General features: G+C 33.9%; 23 protein-coding genes. 10 read left to right on the top strand and 13 right to left on the bottom strand.

Translation table 11 applies throughout. From position 1 onward, the window contains the following. Positions 1-81: 81 nt before the first annotated feature. The 10 genes from MTP08_RS13420 to MTP08_RS13465 all read right to left on the bottom strand — a co-directional run bounded on the left by MTP08_RS13420 (position 82) and on the right by MTP08_RS13465 (position 12,167). Positions 82-624: a hypothetical protein gene (locus tag MTP08_RS13420; protein ID WP_243576372.1), complete on the bottom strand. Its 543-nt coding sequence runs from the start codon at positions 622-624 to the stop codon at positions 82-84. Continuing rightward, positions 624-2,522 carry an asparagine synthase (glutamine-hydrolyzing) gene (asnB, locus tag MTP08_RS13425; protein ID WP_243576373.1) on the bottom strand — a complete coding sequence of 633 codons (1,899 nt, stop codon included), beginning with the start codon at positions 2,520-2,522 and terminating at the stop codon, positions 624-626. The genes MTP08_RS13420 and asnB overlap by 1 nt, the downstream gene beginning before the upstream one ends. A 60-nt stretch (positions 2,523-2,582) precedes the next feature. Continuing rightward, positions 2,583-3,845: an MATE family efflux transporter gene (locus MTP08_RS13430; RefSeq protein ID WP_243576374.1), complete on the bottom strand. Its 1,263-nt coding sequence runs from the start codon at positions 3,843-3,845 to the stop codon at positions 2,583-2,585. Next, positions 3,842-4,984 (bottom strand): glycosyltransferase, encoded by a 1,143-nt coding sequence (locus tag MTP08_RS13435; protein ID WP_243576375.1) that lies wholly within the window; start codon positions 4,982-4,984, stop codon positions 3,842-3,844. Before MTP08_RS13435 ends, MTP08_RS13430 begins: the two co-directional genes overlap by 4 nt. A gap of 69 nt (positions 4,985-5,053) precedes the next feature. Further along, positions 5,054-5,542, bottom strand: coding sequence for a hypothetical protein (locus MTP08_RS13440; protein WP_209390262.1), 489 nt, complete (start codon positions 5,540-5,542; stop codon positions 5,054-5,056). A gap of 11 nt (positions 5,543-5,553) precedes the next feature. Further along, positions 5,554-6,696, bottom strand: a complete 1,143-nt coding sequence (locus MTP08_RS13445; protein ID WP_243576376.1) for a hypothetical protein — start codon at positions 6,694-6,696, stop codon at positions 5,554-5,556. Between the two features lie 33 nt (positions 6,697-6,729). Further along, a complete protein-coding gene (locus MTP08_RS13450; protein ID WP_243576377.1) occupies positions 6,730-7,515 on the bottom strand; it encodes a (Fe-S)-binding protein in 786 nt (261 codons plus the stop codon). 88 nt (positions 7,516-7,603) lie between these two features. Next, on the bottom strand, positions 7,604-8,935 hold the full coding sequence (locus tag MTP08_RS13455; protein ID WP_243576378.1) for a (Fe-S)-binding protein: 1,332 nt from the start codon (positions 8,933-8,935) through the stop codon (positions 7,604-7,606). 11 nt (positions 8,936-8,946) lie between these two features. Continuing rightward, the gene (locus MTP08_RS13460; RefSeq protein WP_209390258.1) at positions 8,947-9,897 is read right to left on the bottom strand and encodes an MlaD family protein; all 951 of its coding nucleotides are present in this window, start codon (positions 9,895-9,897) and stop codon (positions 8,947-8,949) included. A 128-nt stretch (positions 9,898-10,025) separates the two neighbouring features. Beyond that, positions 10,026-12,167, bottom strand: a complete 2,142-nt coding sequence (locus MTP08_RS13465; protein ID WP_243576379.1) for a SurA N-terminal domain-containing protein — start codon at positions 12,165-12,167, stop codon at positions 10,026-10,028. 259 nt (positions 12,168-12,426) lie between these two features. On the opposite strand from MTP08_RS13465, the gene lon reads away from it, so the two are divergent. Both lon and MTP08_RS13475 read left to right on the top strand, forming a co-directional pair. Then, positions 12,427-14,835: an endopeptidase La gene (gene lon, locus MTP08_RS13470; protein ID WP_243576380.1), complete on the top strand. Its 2,409-nt coding sequence runs from the start codon at positions 12,427-12,429 to the stop codon at positions 14,833-14,835. Positions 14,836-14,964: 129 nt separating this feature from the next. Further along, entirely contained in the window at positions 14,965-16,077 is a 1,113-nt protein-coding gene (locus tag MTP08_RS13475) for an AI-2E family transporter (RefSeq protein WP_243576381.1), read from the top strand. A gap of 74 nt (positions 16,078-16,151) precedes the next feature. Here the strand turns inward: MTP08_RS13475 and MTP08_RS13480 are convergent, their stop codons facing one another. Further along, the gene (locus MTP08_RS13480; RefSeq protein WP_243576382.1) at positions 16,152-17,510 is read right to left on the bottom strand and encodes an acyl-CoA dehydrogenase family protein; all 1,359 of its coding nucleotides are present in this window, start codon (positions 17,508-17,510) and stop codon (positions 16,152-16,154) included. A 199-nt stretch (positions 17,511-17,709) separates the two neighbouring features. Here MTP08_RS13480 and MTP08_RS13485 point away from each other — a divergent pair, with 199 nt between their 5' ends. The 8 genes from MTP08_RS13485 to MTP08_RS13520 all read left to right on the top strand — a co-directional run bounded on the left by MTP08_RS13485 (position 17,710) and on the right by MTP08_RS13520 (position 25,390). Next, positions 17,710-18,612 (top strand): DUF4349 domain-containing protein, encoded by a 903-nt coding sequence (locus MTP08_RS13485; RefSeq protein ID WP_243576383.1) that lies wholly within the window; start codon positions 17,710-17,712, stop codon positions 18,610-18,612. Between the two features lie 83 nt (positions 18,613-18,695). Continuing rightward, entirely contained in the window at positions 18,696-19,559 is an 864-nt protein-coding gene (locus MTP08_RS13490; protein ID WP_243576384.1) for a hypothetical protein, read from the top strand. Between the two features lie 125 nt (positions 19,560-19,684). After that, complete coding sequence (pgi, locus tag MTP08_RS13495) at positions 19,685-21,325, top strand: glucose-6-phosphate isomerase (protein ID WP_243576385.1); 1,641 nt, start codon at positions 19,685-19,687, stop codon at positions 21,323-21,325. Between the two features lie 107 nt (positions 21,326-21,432). Continuing rightward, positions 21,433-22,317: a bifunctional 5,10-methylenetetrahydrofolate dehydrogenase/5,10-methenyltetrahydrofolate cyclohydrolase gene (locus tag MTP08_RS13500; RefSeq protein ID WP_209390252.1), complete on the top strand. Its 885-nt coding sequence runs from the start codon at positions 21,433-21,435 to the stop codon at positions 22,315-22,317. Positions 22,318-22,323: 6 nt separating this feature from the next. Next, a complete protein-coding gene (locus MTP08_RS13505; RefSeq protein WP_243576386.1) occupies positions 22,324-22,953 on the top strand; it encodes a 7-carboxy-7-deazaguanine synthase QueE in 630 nt (209 codons plus the stop codon). A gap of 247 nt (positions 22,954-23,200) precedes the next feature. Then, entirely contained in the window at positions 23,201-23,953 is a 753-nt protein-coding gene (locus tag MTP08_RS13510) for an MlaE family ABC transporter permease (RefSeq protein ID WP_209390250.1), read from the top strand. Next, positions 23,953-24,768 (top strand): ABC transporter ATP-binding protein, encoded by an 816-nt coding sequence (locus MTP08_RS13515; protein WP_243577761.1) that lies wholly within the window; start codon positions 23,953-23,955, stop codon positions 24,766-24,768. The genes MTP08_RS13510 and MTP08_RS13515 overlap by 1 nt, the downstream gene beginning before the upstream one ends. After that, on the top strand, positions 24,752-25,390 hold the full coding sequence (locus tag MTP08_RS13520; RefSeq protein WP_243576387.1) for an outer membrane beta-barrel protein: 639 nt from the start codon (positions 24,752-24,754) through the stop codon (positions 25,388-25,390). Before MTP08_RS13515 ends, MTP08_RS13520 begins: the two co-directional genes overlap by 17 nt. A 52-nt stretch (positions 25,391-25,442) precedes the next feature. On the opposite strand, the gene MTP08_RS13525 is transcribed toward MTP08_RS13520, so the two are convergent. Together MTP08_RS13525 and xrtF are read right to left on the bottom strand one after the other, a co-directional pair. Continuing rightward, a complete protein-coding gene (locus MTP08_RS13525; RefSeq protein WP_243576388.1) occupies positions 25,443-25,880 on the bottom strand; it encodes an exosortase F system-associated membrane protein in 438 nt (145 codons plus the stop codon). Beyond that, positions 25,867-26,397 (bottom strand): exosortase family protein XrtF, encoded by a 531-nt coding sequence (gene xrtF, locus MTP08_RS13530; protein WP_243576389.1) that lies wholly within the window; start codon positions 26,395-26,397, stop codon positions 25,867-25,869. The genes MTP08_RS13525 and xrtF overlap by 14 nt, the downstream gene beginning before the upstream one ends. Positions 26,398-26,400: the final 3 nt, after the last annotated feature.

Below are 26,400 nucleotides of genomic sequence, written 5' to 3' on the forward strand. Positions count from 1 at the left end.
TGTTGGGTATTAGATGTTTATTGTTGGTTGTTTTTAAGACATATATCAAACGTCTTCCAACAGAATTGTGCAAATTTAAGATTATTTTATGATTGTAACCACATTCGGCTGATCTGGAATTTTTGTAAACTTCAAAGATTTATTAAAATATACCTGAGAAACTTCAAAAACCGAAGGAGTCATTCTGTAAAATATCTGTAATGTATCGATATCCACAGGAGCAAACTGTGTGGCAGATAATTTTTTAGTGAGCGAAACCTGAATTTCGGATCTGTAAATTTTACTTCCATCTGAAGATTCAGACACGAATTCTCTTGTAGCTCCTGCCAAATACTCCATATAAAAAGTAGAATCTGAAAGCATAGATCTGGTAAAATTAACATTCGCAATATCACTAGATGCCAGTTCATCATTCCAAATTATTCCGGAATAAGACCCCACTTTTACAGGATTTACCAAATCGTTTCCTGCACTGTCTTTCATGAAAATCTGCAGTTTCTGATCTACTTTCTGCAAAGAGTCGTCATCACTTCCACAGCTTAAAAGTGTAAGACCTATCAAAATATAAACAAGAAAATATTTCTTCATTACGTGCAAAGGTAAAATTTTAATAAAAAAGTTCATTAGTTTTCGAAATATTTTTGATACCAAAGTTCAAAAGTTACCAGTTGCCAAATTTTTATGCAGTCGAAATCTGTATTTTGATTTTCCCACCAATCATCCACCGTTTCTGAATTGAAAAAATTTCTTTTTTTAAGACTATTCAGATTTTCTTCTATAAACGATCTTACTTTTGGCTCGGTTCTGATGAAATGAGCCAGCGGAAAAGAAAAACCCCGTTTTGGCATTTGTAAAATCTCCGAAGGAAGATATTTATCGCCCACTTTTCTCAATAAAGGCTTATTAATTTTCCCATTATAACGCAATTTCTCGGGCAAAGAAGAAACATAATCTATTAAATCATTACTCAGATAAGGATATCGGAACTCTACACCATACTTCATGGCACTCAGATCATCTCTGTAGACATGATGAGAAGAGAGAGAATACCTCATATCATATTCAAAAAGTCCTTCGTAATCTTGAGTTTCAGATAGTTTTTTGCTATTTAAATCGGTTTCAACAGATTTTAAAATTTCTTCCTTGAAAATGCTTTTAGCTTCCAAAGGCTTCATCCCAACCTGACTTTGCCTGAAAAAATCGAGCATAATATCCTGAGAAAAATAATTTTTCACTTTTCTTGAAAAAGAATCATTGGTAAAAATAAAATGACGCACAAAATTGAAATTCTTCATAAAAAGCCATTGATTCAGCTTTAAAGAATGTGAATATCCGGCAAAAAGTTCATCGGCTCCATTTCCACTTAAAACTACTTTAAAACCAAGCTCTTTAGCATATTCCGCAGCATTCATTAAAACTTCCAGACTGCTGTAAGGCTCTTCAAAATGCTGTATATTTTCTTTAAGCTTATTTAAAATTTCTTCATCTGAAACTTTTTTCACATCATGAGAAACATGGTATTTTTCTGCCAGTAAAGAAGCATTTTTTATTTCGCTTTCCGAAAACTGATAAGAAATGGTAAAAGCATTAATATCTTCTTTAAAACTTTTCGCTTTTGCGGTAATGAGTGTAGAATCTATTCCTCCGCTCATCATACTAACCACCGGAACATCGGCAAAAAGCTGACTCTGAACACTATTAGAGAGCAAACGGTCTATACTTTCTACAGCTTCATTTTCGGTAATATTTTCGTTTTTCTGAACAGGAAAATCCCAATACATTTTTTTTGAAAAAGAGAAATCTTTCAAATCAACGGTTAAAAAACTTGCAGGTTCTACTGAAAAAATATTCTGAAAACAGGTTTCGGGAGCCAAAGTTGTCTGAAAAAGAAAATTGGTATATACTCCATTCCAGTTAATTTCAGGTTTTACAAATTCATTTTTCAGAATCGATTTAATTTCTGAAGCCCAGATTAAAGCATAATCTTTTTTATAATAGAACAAGGGCTTTAATCCCACTCTGTCTCTTCCAAGAATGAGTTTTTGATGGTCTAAATCTACCAACGCAATTGCGAACATGCCATCCAACTTCTCAAAAACATCCGTTCCCCATTCCAGATAGGATTTTACGATAACTTCTGTATCAGAATTACTTTCAAACGAATATCCTAAATCTTCAAGCTCTTTTCTTATTTTTTTAAAATTATAAATTTCTCCGTTGAAGGTAACGGTAACTTTTCTGTCTTCCGAAACCATCGGTTGATGTCCCCTTTCGGACAAATCTAAAATTGAAAGTCGCCGAAATCCTAAGGCAATTTTCGAGAAATTTTCATTTAAAAGAGGGTATTTTTCTTTAATTTTTACTGTAGAATCTTTACCAGCAAAGGGATGTCCGGTAACTCCATCTGAAATCCAAAACCCTTCATCATCCGGACCGCGATGACGAATTGCGTTATTCATCATCAAAATATTTTCAGAAGAAATTTCTTTTTTAAATGAATAATAACCGCAGATTCCGCACATATTTAAGGCTTTTTAGAATGGTAAAAATAAGAATTTAACATTTACTTTTTGTAAGAATCACTAAGCTCTTTTCTTAGAAAAATTGGCAATAAAAGTTTTTATTTCATCTTTTGAAACGATAAAATCTTTCATCTGAAAATCTGTGGAACGATAAAATTTCCAAAACAGAATTCCGGCAGAAACAATGTAAGAAAATGTGGTAACCATACACGCTCCTGTAATTCCCCATTTCGGAATAGCGAAAAATGAAAAAGATACAGTAATTAGTAATCCTACAATTGATTTTATATTTAAAATTCTTAATTCTTTTATGGCAGAAAAATAATAGCCAACCATATCACTTACTGCAATTGCAAAAATCCCGGGACACAGTAAAAGCATAATCTTTTTAGTTTCACTAAATTCTTTGCCGAAAATTTCTGTGTAAACAAATCCGGGAATAATCATTATACCCAAAATAAAAATGAGCATTAACGAAAACGAAACTTTTAGTGAAGATTTGGTTTTAAGAATAGAATTTTCTCTGCTACTGCTATTTACCACATCAGAATAAAGCACAACAGCAATACTTCTGGTAATCGTCCAAATGGCTTCAGAAAAAGTAATTCCTATGGAAAAAATGCCGACTGCAGCAATGCCTTCAAAATATTCCAGAAAATAGAAAGACAGCCGGTAATTCAGAAATTGCACGAATGCACTGAGCTGGGTTTTCCAACCATAATCTAACATGCTGAAAAACACTTTTTTTGAGAAAGAAAATTCTGAAATTCTACAATTTTTAAGAATCAAAAAAAGACTCGTTAAAAATAATACTAAAAGGCAAAAAACGTGTGCTAAAAAGTAAACAGAAACATCTTTAAGCTGAACTATATAAATAAGAACTGCAATGAATAAAATATGTACAAGTTGCTGCAATACGGTGTATATATTAAAAAGCCGTATGTTTTGTGTTCCTACAAACAGATTGATATTGGTAAAAAGCAAGGAAGACAGAACAGAAATTCCGATTAAATAATATAAATATTCTCTCTCAACAGAAATAAAACTAAACAGTAAAGGAATGGCTAAACCAATAATAACCGACCAAACATAAGAATATAGTAAAACCTGTTCTATTCTAAATTTTCTCGCAAAATAAGAGGTACTGCTACCCGAAAAAATACTGCTGAAAAAACTAACCAATGCCACATTTGCCACGACAATAGAAATGGTGCCTTTCCCTTCGCTTCCCCAAATATTGGTGGAAAAGATGACTAAGCCAAAGCTCAGTATCAAAATAAGAAATCTTGATATGAATGTCTGAACAACTTTAAGCTGTTTCATGGTTTGCTTTTAGGTAAAGAATTCCGAATAAAGTTAACGAAAGAATTGCTGATTTTCTTCCAATTATAATGATTTAAAAATGATTTTCTTCCGTTAGAAGCATGAAGATCATACAAATGAGGATTTTTGATGTAATTTTCGATGCAAATGGCAATTTCTTCAGAATTTTTGGGATTTACTAAAAATCCAAAGCCTGAAACATCCAAATGTTGACTTATTCCCTTTAAATTTGAGTAAATAATCGGTTTTCCCGCTCCCATGTAATAAAAAAGCTTAATCGGTAGCGAATGATGATTTTCAAAATTAAAATTTCTTAAATCGAAACAAATATCTGCTTCTGCAAAAGTTTTGGTAAACGTTTCGAAGTAAGCTGGTTTATTAATTTCAATATTTTTTACGGAAGATTTCGAAAGAATTTTAGAAAAATATTCTTTGTCGGCTACAGTTCTTGCATAACCTACAATAAGAATTTTTATATCAAGCTCCGGGTTTCTTTGCTTGAGAACTTCAATAGTTTCAAAAAAATTCCCAATCCCTTTATCTTCAGAAATGGCTCCTGTATAGCAAAGGGTAATTTCATTTGGAGTCAGTTTTTTTATATTTTCTGAAACAAATTCCGGGCTCGGATAATACGGCAGGATTATTCTTTTCTTCAATGGAAAAAGATATGCCAGAGGAAATTTCTTAGTTCCTTCTCCGAAAATAAAATGATTACTCAGAAATCCTGCGTAACACTGGATAAGAAAAAACTTTAAACCTTGAAAGAATTTCTCAAACAAACCGTAAGGCTCTAACATAGACATTGCCGGATACCATTCTGTAATATCATAAACAATGCTTACTTTTTTAGTTTTACTAAAATTTTTAGCTGCAAATACCGCAATGGGTTCCGAACACAAAATACAGTCTGGCTGAAAAGCTTCGCAAACTTCGATAAATTTTTGAATTTTCTTTTTGGTAGACTGTTGTAAAATATCAAAAGATTCTATGGTAATTCCATCAATTTCACCTTCAAAAGCTGATGAAAGACTGCAAATTCCCACATCAAACCCATGATTTTTCAGCTCTTTTGCCTGATGGAAAAAGATTCTGTCATCATTGTAATGATGGGCTGTAGTTAAGAATAAAACTTTTGACATGGAGGAAATTCATAAAAAATCCTCAATAGTTTATAAACCAAGAGGATTTTTCTTTTATTTTTTTTGAAGTTACTTTATTGTAACTGCCCAACTCTTGTTAAACGGCAAGAGGAAATTACCCAAAAACTCTAAATACGTGTTTTTAGAAAAATCGAAAACTTCTATGTCTTTGGAGATTTCTCCGCTTCTTATTTTGTTTTTAAAGTCTAAAAGCTTCAGTGTTTTTACTTCTCCATTTTCTACGAAACTTGCTTTCATTCTGTCGAATAATCCCAAATCGTATTCCTCATCAATTTCTCTCATTATTTTCCCTAAAGCATCAATACTGCATCCTGAAGCCATTTCTTTTTCTTCATCTACACAGATTACGATAAACTGATTTTTTTCAATTTTAAATGATGAAGAAAGCGGTTTCCCATGAGCCGCCCAACCTGCCAAAAAATCGTAAAGCTTTTCGGTAATTACTTTTGCTTCTTTGGTTGTGAAAGGTCTGGATGCGGGATATATTATAACTCTGTAATCGTTAGCTTCAACAATATTAGAATCTTCAATTTTCATTGTAAATAATTTTAGATAGTAAAATTACGCAATTTTCCTGATTTGGAAACCATTGTATTTTTACTGACTGCATAAAGCAAAACTATAAAGAGAAGAATGACAAAACCTATAAAAAACCTAAGATTGGCACTGTCTGGGAAAAACACAAACTTTATATAAATATTCGCATAGAATAAAACCCCTAAAATACGTGTCCATTTATCTTTGGTAACATAAAATAGAGTTCCCAAAAGAATAATAGAAGCCAAACTTATTTTTTTGAAGTTGATTAATTTAATAAAAAGGAAATCTAAATATCTTTTGGCAGTAAAATCTGCATTTTCAGCGGAAATTACAGGTCTCCTGTAAAAAAAGCTGTCGTAGAAAAGATCTTTCCATCCCGGATAATGGTAATAAGTAATAATAGACAGATAAATTGAAGCCAATACAACCCCTTGAATTATCGCTATGTAATTTATTTTTTTACTCTTATATAAGAATTCAAAGACAATTACTGCAAACAGATATGTTCCAGCAAAAAGGATATAATCTGGTCTTATGAGTACACAGCAAACGAGAATAATAAACCGAACCCAAATATTCTTATTCTGAAGAACATTTATGGTAAAAAGTAAAGTAAAAATAAAAAGAAAAGTGTCGGGCGTTGGGTTTTCTGCCATACTTTTTACTGGAGGTAAAGAGAGAATTCCCAGTGAAACTAATGGAGCAAGAAAATATTGGGAAGGAAATAAAAATTTAACCAAATAAAAAAGCAATAATCCTGCAATAAAATAAGAAAAAATATTAACTAAAAGCACGGAATGAGGACCGCTAAATCCTATTTTATACAACGCATAAACGGCAACGTTAAAACCTAATTTTATCTGATAATAGGGCAATTGCTCATCAAAAGCTTTATAATCTGCCGCAAAAACTTCGTTGGCGTGGTTGTAAGCAACAATATCGTGAAACTCTAGTTCAGAAGCTTCTTTTTTAATAGAAGAATAAACTATCTGATGTACTTTTTGCGGATTATCCGGATTTTCCCACGAGAGAACACTTCCCAAATATCCGGGCATATCCCAGTCGTAAACTCTGTTTTGATAACAAGAATAAGTAAGAAACCCCAAACAGACAATAAAAAAAACAAAGGATAAACCCCATTTTAATTTCATAAACTCAAGATTTATCCTTTGCTGAATTTTTAATTACAAATCTTCTGCCTCCGCCAAAAGTTCTACAATATCTTTAACTTCTACTTCGGTATTTTTATTGAAATGCTTTACACCATCTGTAAGCATAGTGTTACAAAAAGGACATCCGGTAGCAATGACTTTAGGTTCAAAAGAAAGTGCTTCTTCTGTTCTTTCTATATTAATGTCTTTATTACCCTTTTCGGGTTCTTTAAACATTTGTGCTCCACCAGCTCCACAGCAAAGGCCGTTGGTTTTACAACGTTTCATCTCTACCAATTCTGCATCCAGTTTTTCTAATAATACTCTTGGTGCTTCATACTCATTATTGGCTCTTCCTAAATAACAAGGATCATGGAAAGTAATTTTTTTACCTTTGAAAGATCCACCTTCAATCTTCAGCCTTCCTTCTTCCATAAGTTGTCTTAAAAACTGAGTGTGATGAATCACTTCATATTTTCCTCCTAAACCAGGATATTCATTTTTGAGTGTATTGAAGCAATGCGGACAAGCGGTAACGATTTTTTTCACTTCGTAGGCATTCAGAATTTCAATATTCGTCATTGCCATCATTTGGAAAATAAATTCATTACCTGCACGTTTTGCAGGATCTCCGGTACAACTTTCTTCCTGACCCAGAACAGCAAATTCTACCCCAATTTTATTTAAAATTTTACAAAAAGCTTTAGTAATTTTTTTAGCACGGTCATCGAAACTTCCCGCACATCCTACCCAAAATAAAACTTCAGGAGACTTACCTTCGGCAGCATAGTCTGCCATTGTTTTTATATTGAAATCCATTTTGTTCAATTTGAAAATGTGAGAATTTGAGAATTTGAAAATGTTTAGAACAACCAGTTTTCAAATTTCAAATTGATTAATTATCTGATTAGTCTTTTGCCCAGTTTAGACGATCTGCCTGATTGTATTGCCACGGTGCCGCATTATTTTCAACGTTCGTCATCATGAGATTCAATTCCTGTGGTGCCGCAGATTGTTCCATCACTAAGAATCTTCTCATTTCGAAAATGATAGAAAGCGGGTCTAAAAGAACAGGACAGGCTTCTGTGCATGCATTACAAGTTGTACATGCCCAAAGTTCTTCTTTCGTAATATAATCATTCAGCAATTTTTTGCCATCGTCTTCAAACTTCCCGTTTTTATCAATATTCTTACTGACTTCTTCCAAACGGTCTCTCGTTTTCATTAAAATTAATCTTGGAGATAATTTTTTACCAGTAATATTTGCCGGGCAGACAGAAGTACATCTTCCGCATTCTGTACAAGAGTAAGCATTAAGCAACTGAACCTGATTTAAATCGAATATATCTTCTGCACCAAATTTTGAAGGTGCTTCTGCATCTGCTTCCGCCGGTGCAGCATAAGGATCTGCATTAGGATCCATCATCAACTTAATTTCTTTGGTTACAGAATCCAGATTATTAAACTTTCCATAAGGATTTAAGTTGGCAAACCACGTACTTGGAAATGCCAAAATTATATGTAAGTGCTTAGAATAATACAAGTAATTCATAAAGAACAGAATTCCCACAAAGTGAAACCACCAAGCTCCTCTTTCAATAACCATTAAGAAACCATCATGAAAACTGAAAATTTCTAAAAACGGAACCAAAGACATTTCGCTTATCGGAAAACTTCCATGTTGTGCTAAAACACCTCTCTGCTGCAAAATGAAATCTGAAGAATTCATGGTAAAAAAAGCCACCATTAAAGCAAATTCAATTATCAAAATCCAGTTGGCATCTTCTTTTGGCCATCCGAACAGTTCTTTCATGGTTAATCTCTTAACACCGTAGAAATTTCTTCTGATGAAAAAGATAACCACTCCCACAATTACCAAGAGTGCCAGAACTTCTAAAGTTGCAGTGAAAAAATTGTAAAAACCATGTCCGAAAACCTGAGCCAAAAAGCGATGCGTTCCGAAGATACCGTCTACAATAATTTCAACCAATTCGATATTAATAATCACAAAACCTACATACACAAAAAGGTGAAGAATACCCGCTACAGGTCTTTTCACCATTCTGCTTTGCCCTAAAGCCACTCGAGCCATAGTTGCCCAACGTTCAGATTTTCTGTCGGATCTGTTAATCTCTCTTCCTAACCTGATGTTTCTGTAAATTTTCTGCAGACTTTTTGCAAAAAGCCCAAAACCGGCAATAAGTAATATCAGAAATAAAATATTATCAAGATACTGCATAAAAATAGCTATTAGTCTTTATTGTTTTTTCCAAAAACAGAGAAGTTTAGATATCTCTTAGGATTAGCTTTTAAATCTTCAATTAAAGAATTTAGATTGGTTGAAGCCGAATTCAGGTTATTGTATAACTGATCGTCTTTCATTATTTTACCTAAACTACCTTCACCTCTGTCGATTCCTGCAACCACTTTATTAAGTTCTCCTACAGTTTGATCTAAATTGGCAATTGTTTGATTCAATTGTTTGGTATCGATACTTTCAGCAAGATTTCCATATTTATCTAATGTTACTTTACCACTTTTCATGGTTACACTTGCTTCATCCAGAACTTTCTGTAATTTAGGATCATTATTTCCTACCAGTTTATTTACGCTTCCGGCAGTATTTTCTAAAGCACCTACTGTTTTGTTTAGATTATGAAGTAAAACTTTGATTTCTTCTCTGTTCTGTGCATTCATCACCAAATTGGCATTTGCCATTAGCGAGTCTACTCTGTACAAAACCGTTTGCAGCTGATCTTTAACCGGACCAACTTGTGAAGAAAGACTGTTCATCATCCCAAGTTTAAATGCTCCCTTCAAAGTATCTCCATCTTTTGCAGTGGGACCTCCGTAAACAAGATTTACTCTAACTTCCTTACCGGACATTAAACCCGGCTCAAAAATTTCTAAGCTTGAATTTTTAGAAAACTCAAAATTATCATCTACGGTAATTTTAACGATAAAATACAGCTTCCCGTCTTTACCTGTCTGCGGGATGATTTTATCTACCTGCCCAACTTTTAAACCATTAATGGAAACTGGTGAAGATTGTGCTAAACCTTCAACATTATCATATTTTGCGTAAAAGATATTATCTGTTGTAAAAAGGCTTCTGCCCTTCATAAACTGGAACAAAATAACAAAGCCGACAATGGCTAAAAGTGCTATTAAACCTGCTTTTAATTCTTTGCTGAATTTCACTTTCTCAATTTTTTCTAATGTAGCAAATATAGTACATTTATATTAATGTTTTTCTCTATTGCTATGGGTTAAACATGAAAAAAGTGGCAAAAACTCTGCCACTTTTTTTAATATGATTGAAGTATCTTTTATTGCTGATTTCCCATCTTACTCCAGATCTCAATTCTATAATCGTCTATATCGGCATTGTCCTGAAGACTCTTAAGCCAAGCCTGACCAAACATTCCTGAATTTCGTTGAGTTACAGATTCTGTAAACTGCTTCACATCTCCAGGTTGTTTATTAACTGTTTCATTCTTTTTAATGATTACATAAACACCTGTTCCTCCTTCAATTGGGTTAGAAACTTTTCCTTTAGCAATTCCAAATGCTGCTCCAGCTACTTTAGGTTCCATTGCTCCTGCGATATTAGGACTTAACATATTGATCTGCCCTGACTGTTTCGTAGTAGCAAACATTTTCGCAACCTGATCCAGGTTTGTACTGTTCCCTATTTTCTCTGAAATCTGCTTAGCTGCCAATTTATTTTGTACAACTGTTTCTATCTGATCTCTTACAGATTCTGGATCTGCAAGACCTTTTTCTTGTTTTCCGTTAAGATAAACAACAATTTTATCGCCTGTTCCGTCTACTGTAAATAATTCAGAATCTCCTTTTTCTCTCTTCTTATCGAATGCCCAAGCAATAATTTCACCGTCTTTATCCGTACCTAAACCTTGTAGTTTTCCGTCGAATCTTTTTGCTGCTTTAGCATTAGAATACTGGAAGTTAGATTTTTTAGCAATATTTACAAAATCGTTGAAAGATTTTCCTAAAACTTGTTGAGCAAATCTTCTTGCATTTTTATCTACTTCATTCTCTGTCGCTTCAGAAGGTTTGATTTCTTTCACAACGTGAGCAACTTTATACCCCATTGTTCCGGCTTTTTTATCTTCAACATTAATAATGTGATAACCAAACTGAGTTTCTGCTAAACCTGTAGAACCTTTCGCATTCGATGCAAGGAAATTAAGATACCCTGGTGCAAACTGACTTTCAGGGGTAGTCCAACCTACGCTACCATTTCTTTCCACCGCATTAGGCTCATCAGAAAGCTTAAGTCCTTCTGCAAATTTCGCAGGATTAGATTTAATAACTGCCAATAAACTATCTGCTATTTTTTTAGCCTGTTCTTTTGTTCTTGTTGCTGTAGATCTTTCAGCACCTTTGTAAGCAATTAAAATATGCTTAGACAAAGTTGAATCTGAAGGCTTTTTACCTAACAATTTAGAAAGAACATAAAAGTTTTGCTCTTTGTAGGGACCAAATACCTGTCCTACTGTTGCGGTCGCAATTTTATCTTTCAAAGTAAGCGGCAATTGTGCTGCAGTAACATATTGGCTATTGTAAGGCATATCTGAATTTGCCATTACAAACATAGAGTCGTTTGTAGTGTTCTGGAAGTTTTCTTTTCCATCACTTGCATCTGTCCCTTGAGAATAAAGTTTATTAATCTCTTTTTCTACAGAAGCTTCATCTGCTGCACTTGGCTTAGAAGGAAAATATACAATTCCTAAATTTCTGCTCGGCTCTGTTTTAAACATTACCGGATGCTGACTGATATAATTCTTAAGATCTTCTGTACTAACCTTAATTTTATTTTTTTGAAGATAAGAAGCATAATCTACTTTCACAAAATCGATATCTGCAAGCTGATCTCTTTCTTTCATTAATTCTTCAGCTTCTTTTTTACCGGTAGTGATTCCCGTAGAAATATTGGCAAAAACCTGTCTTGCCATGATTCTGTATTCAATCGTTTTTCTGGTTTTCAGCCACTGGTTATACCCTTCAGGATTAGTGCTTTGCAAAGTTTCAACTTCTTTTTTAAGTTCCTGAAGTTTAAAATTACCTTTTTCATCAAAAAGCTGTTGATTTTGAGCAAACATCTGATCGAACTGAATCTGGCTCCAGAATAAATCGTCTGTCATGGTAAAGCCCATTTTCTCAAACTGCTGTTTTATTAATTTAGACTGTACTAGAAGCTGCCAAGCTTGCTCTTCCAGTCCATTTTTAGGCTGCCCCTGCTGTTCTGCCTGCTGCTGTAATACAGAAAGTTGATCGTTATACTCTTCTCGGGTAATCTTATCACCATTTACTTTACCTAAAACATCTGGGTTTTTACCAAAAACCTTATCAATGCTGTCAGGATTTACCAAAAAAGCCAAAAGAGCCAGTGCGATTACTCCCATCAAGAGCCAAGGTCTACTTCTAATCTGTCCTAAAATTGCCATTTTATAAATATAGTTTTTATATCAGTGTGCGAAAATACACATTTTTAAGAAATTACAGAAATATAAGTAGTGATTTTAATTTTTAAAATGCAATTACCCGTAAAACGGAAATTTTGACCAGATTTTTTAGCAATCATCAAATGGCATTAATCTTGACAAATCTTCTTACTCATTACTTATTACGATCTCTTTTAGAGAAATGAGTAAAACGACAATAACTACTTTAAAATATAAATGACAATTTGTCATTCAGTTTATTATGGCAGAATTTGAAGACATGAATTTTGATGATATCATCGGTGAAGGTTTTAATATCGTAACAGAAGAAATAAATCTTTCCGATCTTAATGTAGATGAGGAAAAAAGCTCTATACAAACTATTTTCCCCATCCTTCCGGTAAGAAATATGGTAATGTTTCCCAATGTTGTAATTCCTATAACTGCAGGAAGAAAGAATTCCATCACACTTTTGGAAGAAGCACAGCAGAACGGAGATTTCATCGGTATTGTAAGCCAAAAAAACTCCGAGATTGAGCAACCTGGCGAAAAAGATCTTTACCTTATCGGAACTTTAGCCAAAATTGTAAAAATCATTAAACTTCCTGAAGGAAATGTAACTGCTATAACCAAAGGTTTCCAGCGTTTTAAAATTAAAAGAATTACAGACACTAAACCTTATCTAAAGGCTGAAATTATTAAATTAAAAGACAGTAAACCAAGAAACAAAGAAGAATATGAAGCCTTATTGGAAAACATTAAAGATTTGGCTTTAAAAATTATTGATCTTGACCCCAATATTCCCAACGCTGCCAATTTTGCAATCAAAAACATGGGCAGTAACGAAGATTTACTGAATTTCGTGAGCACGAATGCCAATTTTCCTTATCCTGAAAAGCAAAAGCTTCTTGAGGAGAAAAGCCTGATGGAAAGAGCCAATAAATGCTATGAAATGATGCATGAAGATTTCAGAAAGTTGGAACTTAGAAATCAGATTCATCAAAAAACTTCTAAAGATTTAGATAAGCAACAAAGAGAATACTTTCTTAATCAGCAAATTAGAACCATTCAGGATGAATTGGGCGGCGGTCCGGACAGTGATGTAGAAGAACTTCAACAAAAAGCGTCTACAAAAAATTGGAAACCGGAAGTTGAAGAGCATTTCCAAAAGGAAATCAACAGACTTCAAAGACAGAATCCTAATTCGCCAGATTATAATGTACAGAGAAATTATCTGGATTTTTTCACAGATCTTCCTTGGGAAAAGTTCACAAAAGATATTTTCGACATAGAAAAGGCTCAAAAAGTTTTAGACAAAGCCCACTTTGGTTTAGAAGATATTAAAAAGAGAATTTTGGAGCACATGGCTGTTTTAAAATTAAAAAATAATATGAAATCTCCCATCCTATTATTGGTAGGCCCTCCGGGAGTTGGTAAAACTTCTTTAGGAAAATCTGTAGCCGATGCTTTAGGAAGAAAATATGTGCGTGTTTCTTTGGGCGGACTTCATGATGAAAGTGAAATTCGTGGTCATAGAAAAACTTATATTGGTGCGATGGCGGGAAGAATTCTTCAGTCTATTAAAAAAGCAGGTACATCTAACCCTGTCATTGTTTTAGACGAAATAGATAAAGTAGGAAAAGGGATGCATGGTGATCCCAGTTCGGCTTTGCTGGAAGTTCTCGATCCTGAACAAAACAGCTCTTTCTACGACAATTTCCTTGAAATGGGTTACGATTTGTCTAAAGTAATGTTCTTAGCCACTGCAAACTCGCTTTCAACAATCCAAACGCCGCTTTTAGACAGAATGGAAATCATTCAGATTGCAGGATATACTTTGGAAGAGAAAATTGAAATTGCAAAACGACATTTAATAAAGAAGCAACAGGAAGAAAACGGTTTAACATCGAAATCATTCAAACTGGGAAATCCAGAGCTTAAACATATTATTGAAGCCCACACTTCTGAAAGTGGTGTAAGAACTTTAGAAAAAAGAATTGCAGCCATCGCTCGTTGGGTAGCTTTGCAAACTGCTTTGGTAAAAGAATATGACGCTAAAATTTCTATTGATAAAATTGATGAAATTCTTGGTGTACCAAGACCAAAAAGTTTATCCGAATTAACAGACGTTCCGGGAGTGGTAACCGGATTGGCATGGACGAGTGTCGGAGGTGATATTTTATTCATAGAAAGTATCATCAGCAACGGAAAAGGAAATCTCACCATGACCGGAAATCTAGGAACGGTAATGAAAGAATCTGCAACTATCGCCTTAGAATATATTAAAGCAAAACACATAGATTTGGGCATAGATGAAGAACTTATTGAAAAGAAAAACATTCATGTACACGTTCCCGAAGGAGCTACCCCAAAAGACGGACCTTCTGCCGGAATTGCCATGCTTACTTCGATGGTTTCTTCTTTCACTAACAAAAAAGTAAAACCTCATCTTGCTATGACTGGAGAAATTACTCTTCGCGGAAAAGTGCTCCCAGTTGGCGGAATTAAAGAAAAATTACTTGCCGCAACAAGAGCAGGAATAAAAGAAGTTATCCTATGTGAGGCCAACCGTAAAGATGTTGAGGAAATAAAACAGGATTATCTCAACAACCTTAAAGTACATTATGTCGGATGGATGAGAGAAGTTCTTGAAATTGCTTTAGAAAAATAAAATTTATCAAACAGAAAAAAAACACGTTTTTAAGACGTGTTTTTTTTGTTTTAATTAATTAAAAAAAGGTGAATTAAAAACATCAAGATTATTTCCATTTGCTTATTTTTATCGGGTAGAAAATTATTTATGAATTACTTCAGACTGCCTTTTCTTAGTAAGCTTACTTTAGCAATTATTTCCATTATAGGAATAGGATATATTGTAAAACTGGGACAGAGTATCTTAGCTCCATTTTTTCTGGCATTTTTATTAGCTATGATTTTTTTACCCATCGCTAATTTCCTGGAAAAAAAACTCAAATTTCCAAGGTCTTTATCTACCTTATTCTCGTTAGCTGTTTTACTTGTTGTACTCACCGGATTGCTTTTTTTCTTCGGATCTCAGCTTTCGAGCTTTAGCAAAGACATTCCGCAGTTAACTGTTCAGGCAACTAATGTTTTTCACGATTTGCAGAGGTGGGTTTCTAAAACATTCAATGTGAAAATTGATGAGCAATTCACCTATCTTGATGAAGGCTTAAAGAAACTTCTTTCCTCCACTGGTGTAATTTTAGGATTTACCCTGAGTATTTTTTCCAGCGGTTTGGCATTTTTGGCATTTTTCATCATATTCTTCATTTTCATTTTAAACTACAGAAGAATACTGAATAATTTTATTGTTAATGTTTTTAATGAAAAACACAAAACAAGTGTGCAGGAAGTTGTTTCAGAAGTAAGAATTATGACGAAACGCTACATCATTGGCTTATGTCTTCAGATTATTATCGTTTCTATTCTCACCACAATACTTTTAACCATACTTGGAGTGAAATACGCAATTCTTCTTGGAGTTTTAACCGGTCTACTGAATGTAATTCCCTATATCGGAATTTTTATATCCCTGCTTATTTCCTGCTTTATTGCTTTTGCAACCGGAACAGTTTCTAGTTGTGTATATGTTGCGATTGGATATGTTCTTGTACATGCTATAGATGGAAATATTGTACTTCCTTTTGTAGTGGGATCTAAAGTTAAAATAAACGCACTGTTTTCCTTTATCGGAATTTTGATAGGAGAACATCTTTGGGGAATTTCAGGTATGTTTTTGTGCATTCCCGCCATTGCCATTTTCAAAATTATTTTTGAAAGGGTTGATGGTTTGAAACCTTGGGGTAAACTGCTAGGCGAAGAAGAAAAACCCAACAAGAAAAAGAAAACTTATAAAATTTCTAAGAACATTACTCTTAAAGAAATGGACTAAGATTGAATTAAAAGTTGGTGAATTATCAAATTTAAAATCACTTTAAAATATTGATAATTCACCATATAACAACCTTAAACAAAAGCACTGAAGCCCGTAATTGATCTTCCTACAATAAGAGAATTAATTTCTTTGGTTCCTTCATAAGAATAAATAGCTTCTGCATCGGCAACAAATCTGGCAACATCATATTCCAGCAAAATACCATTTCCTCCCATTACTTCCCGAGCTCTGGAAACCACGTCTCTCGTTCTCAGGGTACAGAAAACTTTTGCCAAAGAAGCATGTTCGTCTTTTAAAATTCCTTCATCCTGCATTTCAGAAAGCCTGAAAACCATAGTCTGCATCGCAGTAAGATTAGAAAGCATTTCCACCAAATGCCCTTGAATCATCTGGAATGAGGCAATTGGTTTACCGAACTGCTCTCTTTTCCGAGTATAATCCAAAGCACTTTCGTAGGCTCCTCTCGCACATCCTGTTGCCATCCATGCAACACCTGCTCGTGTCATTTGCAGTACTTTTGCAGTATCTTTGAATGAATTGGCATTCTGAAGACGGTTTTCTTCGGTTATTAAGCAATCTTTTAAAGTAATCAACCCGTTTTGCACAATTCTGAGTGCCATTTTGCCTTTTATCTTTTCCACGGAAAATCCGGGATTATCTTTTTCAACAATAAAACCTTTCACTTCACCATCATCCAAATCTCTTGCCCAGATAATAACCAAATCTGCAAAAGTAGCATTACCAATCCATTTTTTCTGTCCGTTCAAAACCCAGCCATTCTCTGTGTTTTTGCAGGTAACCGTGAGTCCGCCAGCCGCTCCGGAACCTACTTCGGGTTCTGTTAAACCGAACGCGCCAATTTTTTCAAATTTCTGCATCTGAGGAAGCCATTTCTGCTTTTGTTCTTCGGAACCGCACATGTAAATAGAACCCATTGCCAAACCCGATTGTACGCCAAAAAATGTTGCAATAGAAGCATCGATTCTTGCCATTTCCATAGCAATAACGCCTTCCATCAAAAAAGGCATTCCTTTGCAGCCATATCCTTCATAAGTGACGCCACAAATATCTAATTTTTGGAATTTGGGAATCAGCTCGAAAGGAAATTCATCCCGTAGCCAATAATGATTGACCAGAGGTTTTACTTCCTTTTCCATAAAATCCCGAACTTTCAACTGAATTTCTCTCTGCTCGGGAGTTAAGGTGTGATATATATCGTAAAAATCACCGTCAATGGGCGGAAGTTCTTTCTTTTTCCGGTTGGGATCAAGCATTTTCATCATTCCTTTCAGTTGCTTATCATCCAGCTTAGAAAAATTTTCCATAAGTTTCGGAAGATTTACTTTTTGTGAAATCTCATCAAGCTGATCAAAATCTATTGATTTAAAAAGTTGTAAAGCATTTTTTATTTTGGAAAAAGTAGTAGACATAATGAATAAATGTATTTGATTTTGTAAAACATCAGCAAAAATTACTCCGAAATAACATAGACTAAATTGTAGTTGTTTTACAATTATTTGAAATTCAATGCTTTAATAATATTTATTTGTTTGCAAAAGATTTACTTTTCTTATTCAAATAATACAAAAAATTCTGTAGCACCTTTGAACTAGCAAAACATAAAAATCTATGAAAACAAAGTACATTAAATTATCATTGGCAAGTATTTTATTATTTGGAATTTATTCATGTAAAAAAGGGGAATCACTATCTGATAGTAGTAATGATAATAAAAAAATCACTGCAATATCAGACAGTATTTCTTCGGCAGCAACCATGAAGGTAAAAGAAAAGCAGTTCATAAAGACAGCAGCGGTAAATATGGAAGTGAAAGATGTATATGATGCTACAATTTTCATTGAAAAATCGGCTCAGGATTTGAGTGGTTTTGTAACGCATAGTGATCTAAAAAGCAATGTAGTATCGGAGGAAACCTATGATACATCTGATGAACAGGCTATTTTAATTAAGAAGTATCAGACAGAAAATACGATGCAAGTTCGGGTTCCCACAGAAAGGCTGGGAGAATTGCTGACTCTTATTAACGATAAAAAACTATTCCTTAATTCCAGAGTAATCAATGCTGAAGATGTTACCTCAAATATTAAATATGGAAAGTTGGAGGGAGAAAGAATCAAAAAGAACGAAGAAAATATTTCTAAGCTCAAAAACAACAAAGGAAAAGTTCAACTTGATAATAATAACACGTCTGAAGGTAATCAGCAACAGTTGGAAAATATGAATATTGCTGACAATCTAAAATACAGCACTATTGATATTTATCTGAAAGAACCTAAAATAAGAGTTGCAGAAATTACCGTTACCAATACCAAAAATATTGAAGATAAATATAAATTCAATTTCTTTTACAGTATAAAAAATGCTTTTGTAGAAGGATATTATTTAGTTCAGAAATTGATAGTTGGCTTAATAACGGTTTGGCCATTGGTAATCATTGCTGCAATCACATTATACTTTTACCGGAAAAATAAATCAAACAAAATAACAAAAAACAGCAATTTTGAAAAATAATCTGTCCATCTAACCGTTTGATTATCTATATGCCTCTGAAATCTCTGCCTATTGTAGGGGTTTTCAGTATTTTAAATAAACAAATGAAGATTTTTTTTACCCTTGCACTCATTATAAGTTCAACGCTAGTTTTAGCACAAAAAATTAAAATTTTAGATGCTGAAACAAGAGAGCCAATACCCTATGCAAAAATTATTTTAAATGGTAAAGATTATTACAAAAATACCGAAAAAGATGGAGAAATTATTTTAGAAAAAGATGAACAAATCTCTTCGGTAGAATATTTCGGGTACGAAAATTTGAAAGTTGAAAAATATCAGTCTGTTTACTTTCTGAAACCTAAATTTACTGAAATTACGGAAGTACAGATTACTAAACCGAAATATCAAAACAATATTAAAATAGGAAGTTTAAAAACGTACGGAAGCTTTGGCGGAGGGATCAATCACACAAGTTCAGCTTTATTGGGGAAAGTAATTACTTTTAATAATGAAAAGAACGAAACTCTTTTCATTAAAAAAATTAGTTTCAAAACCATATCTTACAAGCCAAATACAGTCATCCGAATAATGATTTATGAGAATGTTAATGGCTTACCCGGAGAAATTTTACAGAGCGAAGAAATTACTTGTAAAGCAGGAATAAATAAATTACATGAGTTTTTCCCGAAACAAATGAGATTCCCGAAAGAAGGAATCGTCGTGGGTTTTGAATGGATTTTAAATGAAAATAATCTGTACGAAACCACTATGAAGATGAAAGGTTCTAATGAATACAAAAAAGTATTCTCTTTTTATCCTCAAATATCAGGAAGTAAAGAAGATACCAATAAAGATAGAATTATTGGCGTTTATAATGAAGGAAAATGGCATTTTCAGTCAGCTGAAGATTCCGGTTATGTAAAGATTAAGTATAACCCTGCCATTCAGCTTGAGCTCACGAATTGATTTTTAATGATGCATTAACATCTTTGCACTAAAATTCCGTAAATTTGCCAATCGGAATTTAATAACAGTGATTTTTGACGTTTTAACTCATTTTTACTCAAAAAATCTTATTCAAACTTACAAATATGCTATCTAAAATAAATCCTACCCATACAGAAAGCTGGAAAGCTCTTGACGAACATTTCGCTAATAATGACTTTGATTTAAGAAGTCTTTTTCAGTACAACCCAAACCGATTTAACGAATTTTCTATCAAGAAAACCAATTTTCTGTTTGATTATTCAAAAAATTTAATTGATTCTAAAACAAAAAATCTTCTTTTGAATCTTGCGGAAGAATGCCAGTTGAAAGATGCGATTTCTAAAATGTTTTCGGGAGATAAAATCAACGAAACGGAAGGAAGAGCAGTGCTTCATACCGCATTAAGAGATTTTTCGGATAACGAAATTTTGGTAGATGGCGAAAATATTAAGCCTCAGATTAAAAGAGTTCTCGATCATATGAAATCGTTTTCTGAAAGCATTATTTCAGGAACGCACAAAGGTTTCAGCGGAAAAGAAATCACAGATGTGGTCAACATCGGGATCGGAGGTTCAGATTTAGGGCCTGTGATGGTGGTTTCTGCTTTAAAGCATTTTAAGACAAGACTGAACGTTCATTTCGTTTCAAATGTAGACGGAAATCATATTGCAGAAGTGGTGAAAGACTTAAACCCTGAAACTACATTATTTATCATAGCTTCTAAAACGTTTACTACCCAAGAAACCATGACCAATGCTCTTTCTGCGAGAGGTTGGTTTTTAAAGTCTGGAAAACAGGAGGATGTGGCTAAGCATTTTGTTGCTTTATCTACTAACGTTCAAGCTGTTAAAGACTTCGGGATTGCAGAAGAAAATATTTTCGAATTTTGGGATTGGGTAGGCGGAAGATATTCACTTTGGAGTGCGATTGGCTTAAGCATCGTTCTTGCCGTAGGTTACGAAAATTTTGAGCAGTTATTAAGAGGAGCTTATGATACCGATCAACACTTTCAGACCTCCGATTTTTCTGAAAACATTCCGGTTTTAATGGGATTATTGGGAATTTGGTATCGTAATTTTTATGCGGCCACCACGTATGCCATACTTCCGTATTCTCAGTATTTAGACAGATTTCCTGCCTATTTCCAGCAAGGAGATATGGAAAGTAACGGGAAATGTGTAGACAGAAACGGAGAATTTGTAGAATATGAAACCGGACCCATCATTTGGGGCGAGCCGGGAACGAACGGACAGCATGCTTTCTATCAGCTTATCCATCAGGGAACAGAATTAATTCCTGCAGATTTTATTGCGTATGCGAAAAGTCCAAATAAAGTTTCGGATCATCAGGATAAACTTTTAGCGAATTTCTTTGCTCAAACTGAGGCACTTGCCTTTGGAAAAACAGAGGAGGAAGCAGAAGCTGAGCTTAAGACATCAGGAAAATCTGATGAAGAAATAGATTTCTTATTAAATTATAAAGTCTTCCATGGAAATACGCCTACTAATTCATTTCTAATTAATGAATTAACTCCTTTTTCTTTAGGGCAATTAATTGCTTTGTATGAGCATAAAATTTTTGTACAGGGCGTGATTTGGAATATTTATAGTTTTGACCAGTTTGGGGTAGAATTAGGAAAAGTTTTAGCGAATAAAATCCTTCCGGAACTTGAAAGTAATGAGACAATTAGCTCACATGACAGCTCAACAAACGGTTTGATTAATTATTATAAAGCAAACAAATAAAAACTGGTAAAGATTAAAAGTATGGTTGATTATAAATGAAAGTAAATTCAACCTTCAAATATTTAATTTTTATCTAAAATCTAATAATTAAAGTAATAAAAGTAAAAATGGCAGAAATTCTCGACGGATTAAAAGTATCCAAAGAAATAAAACAGGAAATAAAAGCTGAAGTTGAAAAAATTGTTGCCGGAAAAAGAAGAGCTCCGCATTTGGTGGCTATTCTTGTAGGGAACAACGGTGCGAGCAAAGCTTATGTCAATTCTAAAGTGAAAGACTGCGAAGAAGTAGGATTTCAGTCGAGTCTTATTAAATTTCCCAGTACAGTTTCCGAATCTGAATTACTGGAAAAAATTGATGAATTAAATAAGTCGAAAGCAGTGGACGGATTTATCGTTCAGCTTCCGCTGCCAAAACAGATCGACCAGGAAAAGATCATCAATGCAATCGATCCAAGAAAGGATGTTGATGGATTCCACCCCGAAAATTTCGGAAGAATGGCATTGGAAATGGACACTTTTTTACCCGCCACTCCTTTTGGAATCTTAACATTACTGGAAAGATATAATATTGAAACAAAAGGAAAAGACTGTGTCATCATCGGAAGAAGCAAAATCGTAGGAAGACCGATGAGTATATTAATGGGAAGAAAAGATTTCCCAGGAAATTCTACCGTTACTTTAACGCATTCATACACCAAAGATATAGAAGAATACACCAAAAAAGCAGACATTGTAATTACCGCTTTAGGAGATCCTCACTTTTTAAAAGGCGAAATGATTAAAGACGGAGCTGTAATTGTGGATGTTGGGATCACAAGAGTAGATGATGATTCTCCTAAAGGATATCATCTTGCAGGTGATGTAGATTTTGATAGCTGTGCAGCAAAAGCAAGCTGGATTACGCCGGTTCCCGGAGGTGTAGGACCAATGACCAGAGCTATGCTGATGAAAAATACCATCATCGCCTACAAAACTTCGGTCTACAACGATTAATTAAAAATGAAAATAGAAGAAAATATTTTATTGAAAGAAGGTAAAATGCTCCCTGTAATGGAGCATTTTTACACTCTTCAGGGCGAAGGTGCCCATACCGGAAAAGCAGCTTATTTCATCAGGTTAGGAGGCTGTGATGTGGGTTGCCATTGGTGCGATGTGAAAGAAAGCTGGGATCCGAACTTGCATCCGCTGATGAATGCAGAGGAAATTGCAGAAACTGCTGCAAAACATTGCAAAACTATTGTTTTAACTGGTGGAGAACCTTTGATGTGGAATCTTGATATTCTTACATCCAAATTAAAAGAATTAGGATGTACCATTCATATTGAAACTTCTGGGGCTTATCCTATGAGTGGACAAATCGATTGGATTACGCTTTCACCAAAGAAAACAGGGCTTCCCAAAGAAGAAATTTATGCTAAAGCCCATGAGCTCAAAGTAATTGTTTTCAATAATAACGATTTTAAATTTGCAGAGGAACAGGCTGCAAAAGTTTCGGCGAGTTGTACACTGTATCTTCAAAGTGAGTGGAGCAAAAGAGATGAAATGTACCCGAAAATTACAGATTTCATATTGGAGCATCCGGAATGGAGAGCCTCTGTACAGACCCATAAGTATCTGAATATTCCTTAGAAAATACTGTAATTAATTTTTAAGTTCACAAAAAGGTTACTGTTTTTTGTATGAATTTAGAATAATTTTTGCTTTGAAAAATAGTGTTTATTATTATTTTAACACATTGGTCTTAGTTTTGATTTGTTTTTGGATGTTTATAATTCGAAAATAAAAACATCCAAAATTGAAAATACAACGATTAAGTGTTAATAATGGAAGCCATTAGACAGCATTTAATTTCAATAAAATAGCCTAATTTAGCAGAATGTTAAAAAAGTTTTTTACAGCAATAGGAGAATACATGCTCCTTCTTGGCAAATCGATGCAAAAACCACAGAAAATGAGGGTTTTCTGGAAACTTTTGTTACGGGAAATAAACGATTTGGGAGTTAATTCCTTTGGATTGGTTATTTTTACCTCCATCTTTGTGGGTGCGGTTGTTGCCATACAGATGTTTAACAATTTCGATGCCTCTTCATTCCCCATTCCGCCATCTTTTGTGGGATATGCTACTAAAGCGGTATTGGTTTTAGAATTCTCCCCTACTATTATCAGCTTAATTTTAGCAGGAAAAGTAGGTTCTTATATTGCATCCAGTATAGGTACGATGAGAGTTTCAGAACAAATTGATGCTCTAGACATTATGGGAGTTAATTCACCTAATTTTTTAATATTTCCAAAAATAATCGCCTGCATAATATTTAATCCTCTGCTTATTGCCATCAGTATTGTTTTTGGTATTGGAGGAGGTTATATTGCCGGAATTCTTACAGGAAACTGGACCACAGCAGACTATATTAACGGTATCCAAATGTACATGCCTAATCTTTTTATCTATTACGCATTTACAAAAACAATAGCCTTTGCATTTATTATTGCTACAGTACCTTCTTATTTTGGATATTATGTTAACGGAGGATCTCTAGAAGTTGGTAGAGCAAGTACGCAGGCTGTAGTATGGACAATGGTTTTTATCATTATCTCCGAATTAATTCTAACCCAGTTAATATTAAGCTGATGATTGAGGTAAAAGATCTGAAAAAAAGTTTCGAACATGTAGAAGTTCTTAAAGGAATTACAACAACATTTGAAAAAGGAAAAGTAAATCTCATCATCGGGCAGAGTGGTTCGGGTAAAACCGTTTTTCTTAAAAGCCTTTTGAACGTTTATCAACCATCTTCAGGAGAAATTCTTTTTGATGGTAGAGATATCAATGTAATGACCAGAGATGAAAAACAGCATTTGCGATCTGAAATTGGCACCGTATTTCAAGGAAGTGCTCTTTTCGATTCGCTTACTGTGGAAGAAAATATTATGTTTCCGCTAGATATGTTTACCAACCTTACCTTCCGGGAGAAAAAGAAAAGAGTTTTTGATGTAATTGGAAGAGTTCATTTAGATAAAGCAAATAAAAAGTTTCCTTCTGAAATATCCGGAGGGATGCAGAAACGTGTAGCAATTGCAAGAGCTATTGTAAACAATCCTAAATATTTATTCTGTGATGAACCCAACTCAGGTTTAGATCCTTACACTTCTAATATTATTGATGATTTGTTATTGGAAATTACCAAAGAATACAACACAACCACTATCATCAATACCCACGATATGAATTCTGTGATGACCATCGGAGAAAAAATTGTATATCTGAGACTGGGCATTAAAGAATGGGAAGGTAATAAAGACATTTTGATAACTGCGGGTAATAAAAACCTGATAGATTTCGTTTATTCATCAGAATTATTTAAGGAATTAAGAGAATATTTGTTGGAAAACAATAAAACGATAGAGAATAATATTACAAAATTTGACGATCATGAAAAAATGGATTAGTGCAGCTTTTATAGGCTTAAGTATTATGGCTTCGGCACAGATTTCACTAGCGGGAAAAGCAAATGTGCTAATTCCTACGAGTTCTGCTTCATGGAAAAATCTTAAAACAGCAGCAACTAATGCGGTAGAACAAAAGGGTAAAAACATCACCGGGTTTAATGTTGGGCTTTCCCTGAAAATCGATCTACCAAGCTCTTTATTTTTGATGCCGGAAATATACTATACCAATTTCAGCAACGAAGTTACTGTGCAAAATGATGCCAGTTCAGAGCAAACCACTATTAAAGCTAAAAACAACAGAGTAGACATTCCTGTTTTGATTGGCACCAATATATTAGGCAATCTATTGAGTGCTTATGTTGGTCCTGTAGGAAGTTTTAATCTTGCCAAAGACGATAATTTCGACAATTTCGTTCAGAAAGTGAATACTAAATCTTTTACTTTAGGTTATCAATTAGGATTGCAAAGCGAAATTTCTAAAGTTATTATTTCGGCTCGATATGAAGGTGCTTTTTCTAAAGATCAAAGAAAATTCATCAATAATATTGCAGGATCTAACCAGGAAATTAACTACGATAACAGATCCAGTTTATTTTTATTGGGATTAGGATATAAGTTTTAGTATAAACTTAATAAAGATAATGAATGAGACCGTGTTTAGCAGTCTCATTTTTTTATTTTGAAGTTTTTAAAAGCTGCTTTCTATAGTAAAACAAAGGTATAATAAGCAAAATAATGATAGGCTGAATGACAAATCTTCTCATATAAAAAGAGAAAAGATAACCTATCTTAAATTCGTTGTGTATGCAGAAAAGGTAAATAGGAAATGTGATGACAAAAACAATTGTAATCATGATGAAAGCTTGAATTGTCCATTGCTTATTTTTAAACAGAAAATGAATGATTAAGCAGGAAAAAAACAGATTCAGTACAAATCTAAATAAGTGGCTTAAGATTAATTTACCCCACACAAAATGGGGAAATGGTATATTCTGAACCGCTTCATGAAAATAATTCAAAAAAGGATCATAGAAAATCTTATCTTCAAGCATTCTCACACTTACAAGACCGAAAATCCCTATCAAAACCAAAAGCCAACTAAGAATTTTCATTTTTTAGAGCAAAAAATTTAATCCACACCAACCACAAAATGACGACGCTTCCATAGATTACCGCCGGAAAAAAATAGTCGTGTGCAGTCTTGCTGTAATCCGGGTAATCGCTAATAATAATATTTAGCCCAACAATTCTCAAAACATTCATCACGTACAAAAGAATAAGGCTTAAACCTACAAATACAAAAGTTTTTGCTCCTTTATAGAAAGCAAATATAAACGCAGTGAAAAGAATGATAACCGAGATGGCATTACAGCCTTCTACCATTCTGCTCACAACTTCTTTATTGATATAAAAAAAAATCTGCTGGTTCGGAACATCATCATAAAAATTTGTAGGAAAACCTAAAGCATCCTGAACAATCCCAACATGGCCAACTATCATCCTAGAATAAGGGTCTAAACCAGAATCCTGAAAATTATTGAGGTAAAACTGATACCCAAAGAGCAACACCATATAAATAATGATGAAACGAAGCAAAATTCCCAAGACAGGTTTAAAGTCCTTTAGCATACT

It is taken from the genome of Chryseobacterium oryzae, from assembly GCF_022811665.1.
Lineage (GTDB): Bacteria > Bacteroidota > Bacteroidia > Flavobacteriales > Weeksellaceae > Chryseobacterium > Chryseobacterium oryzae.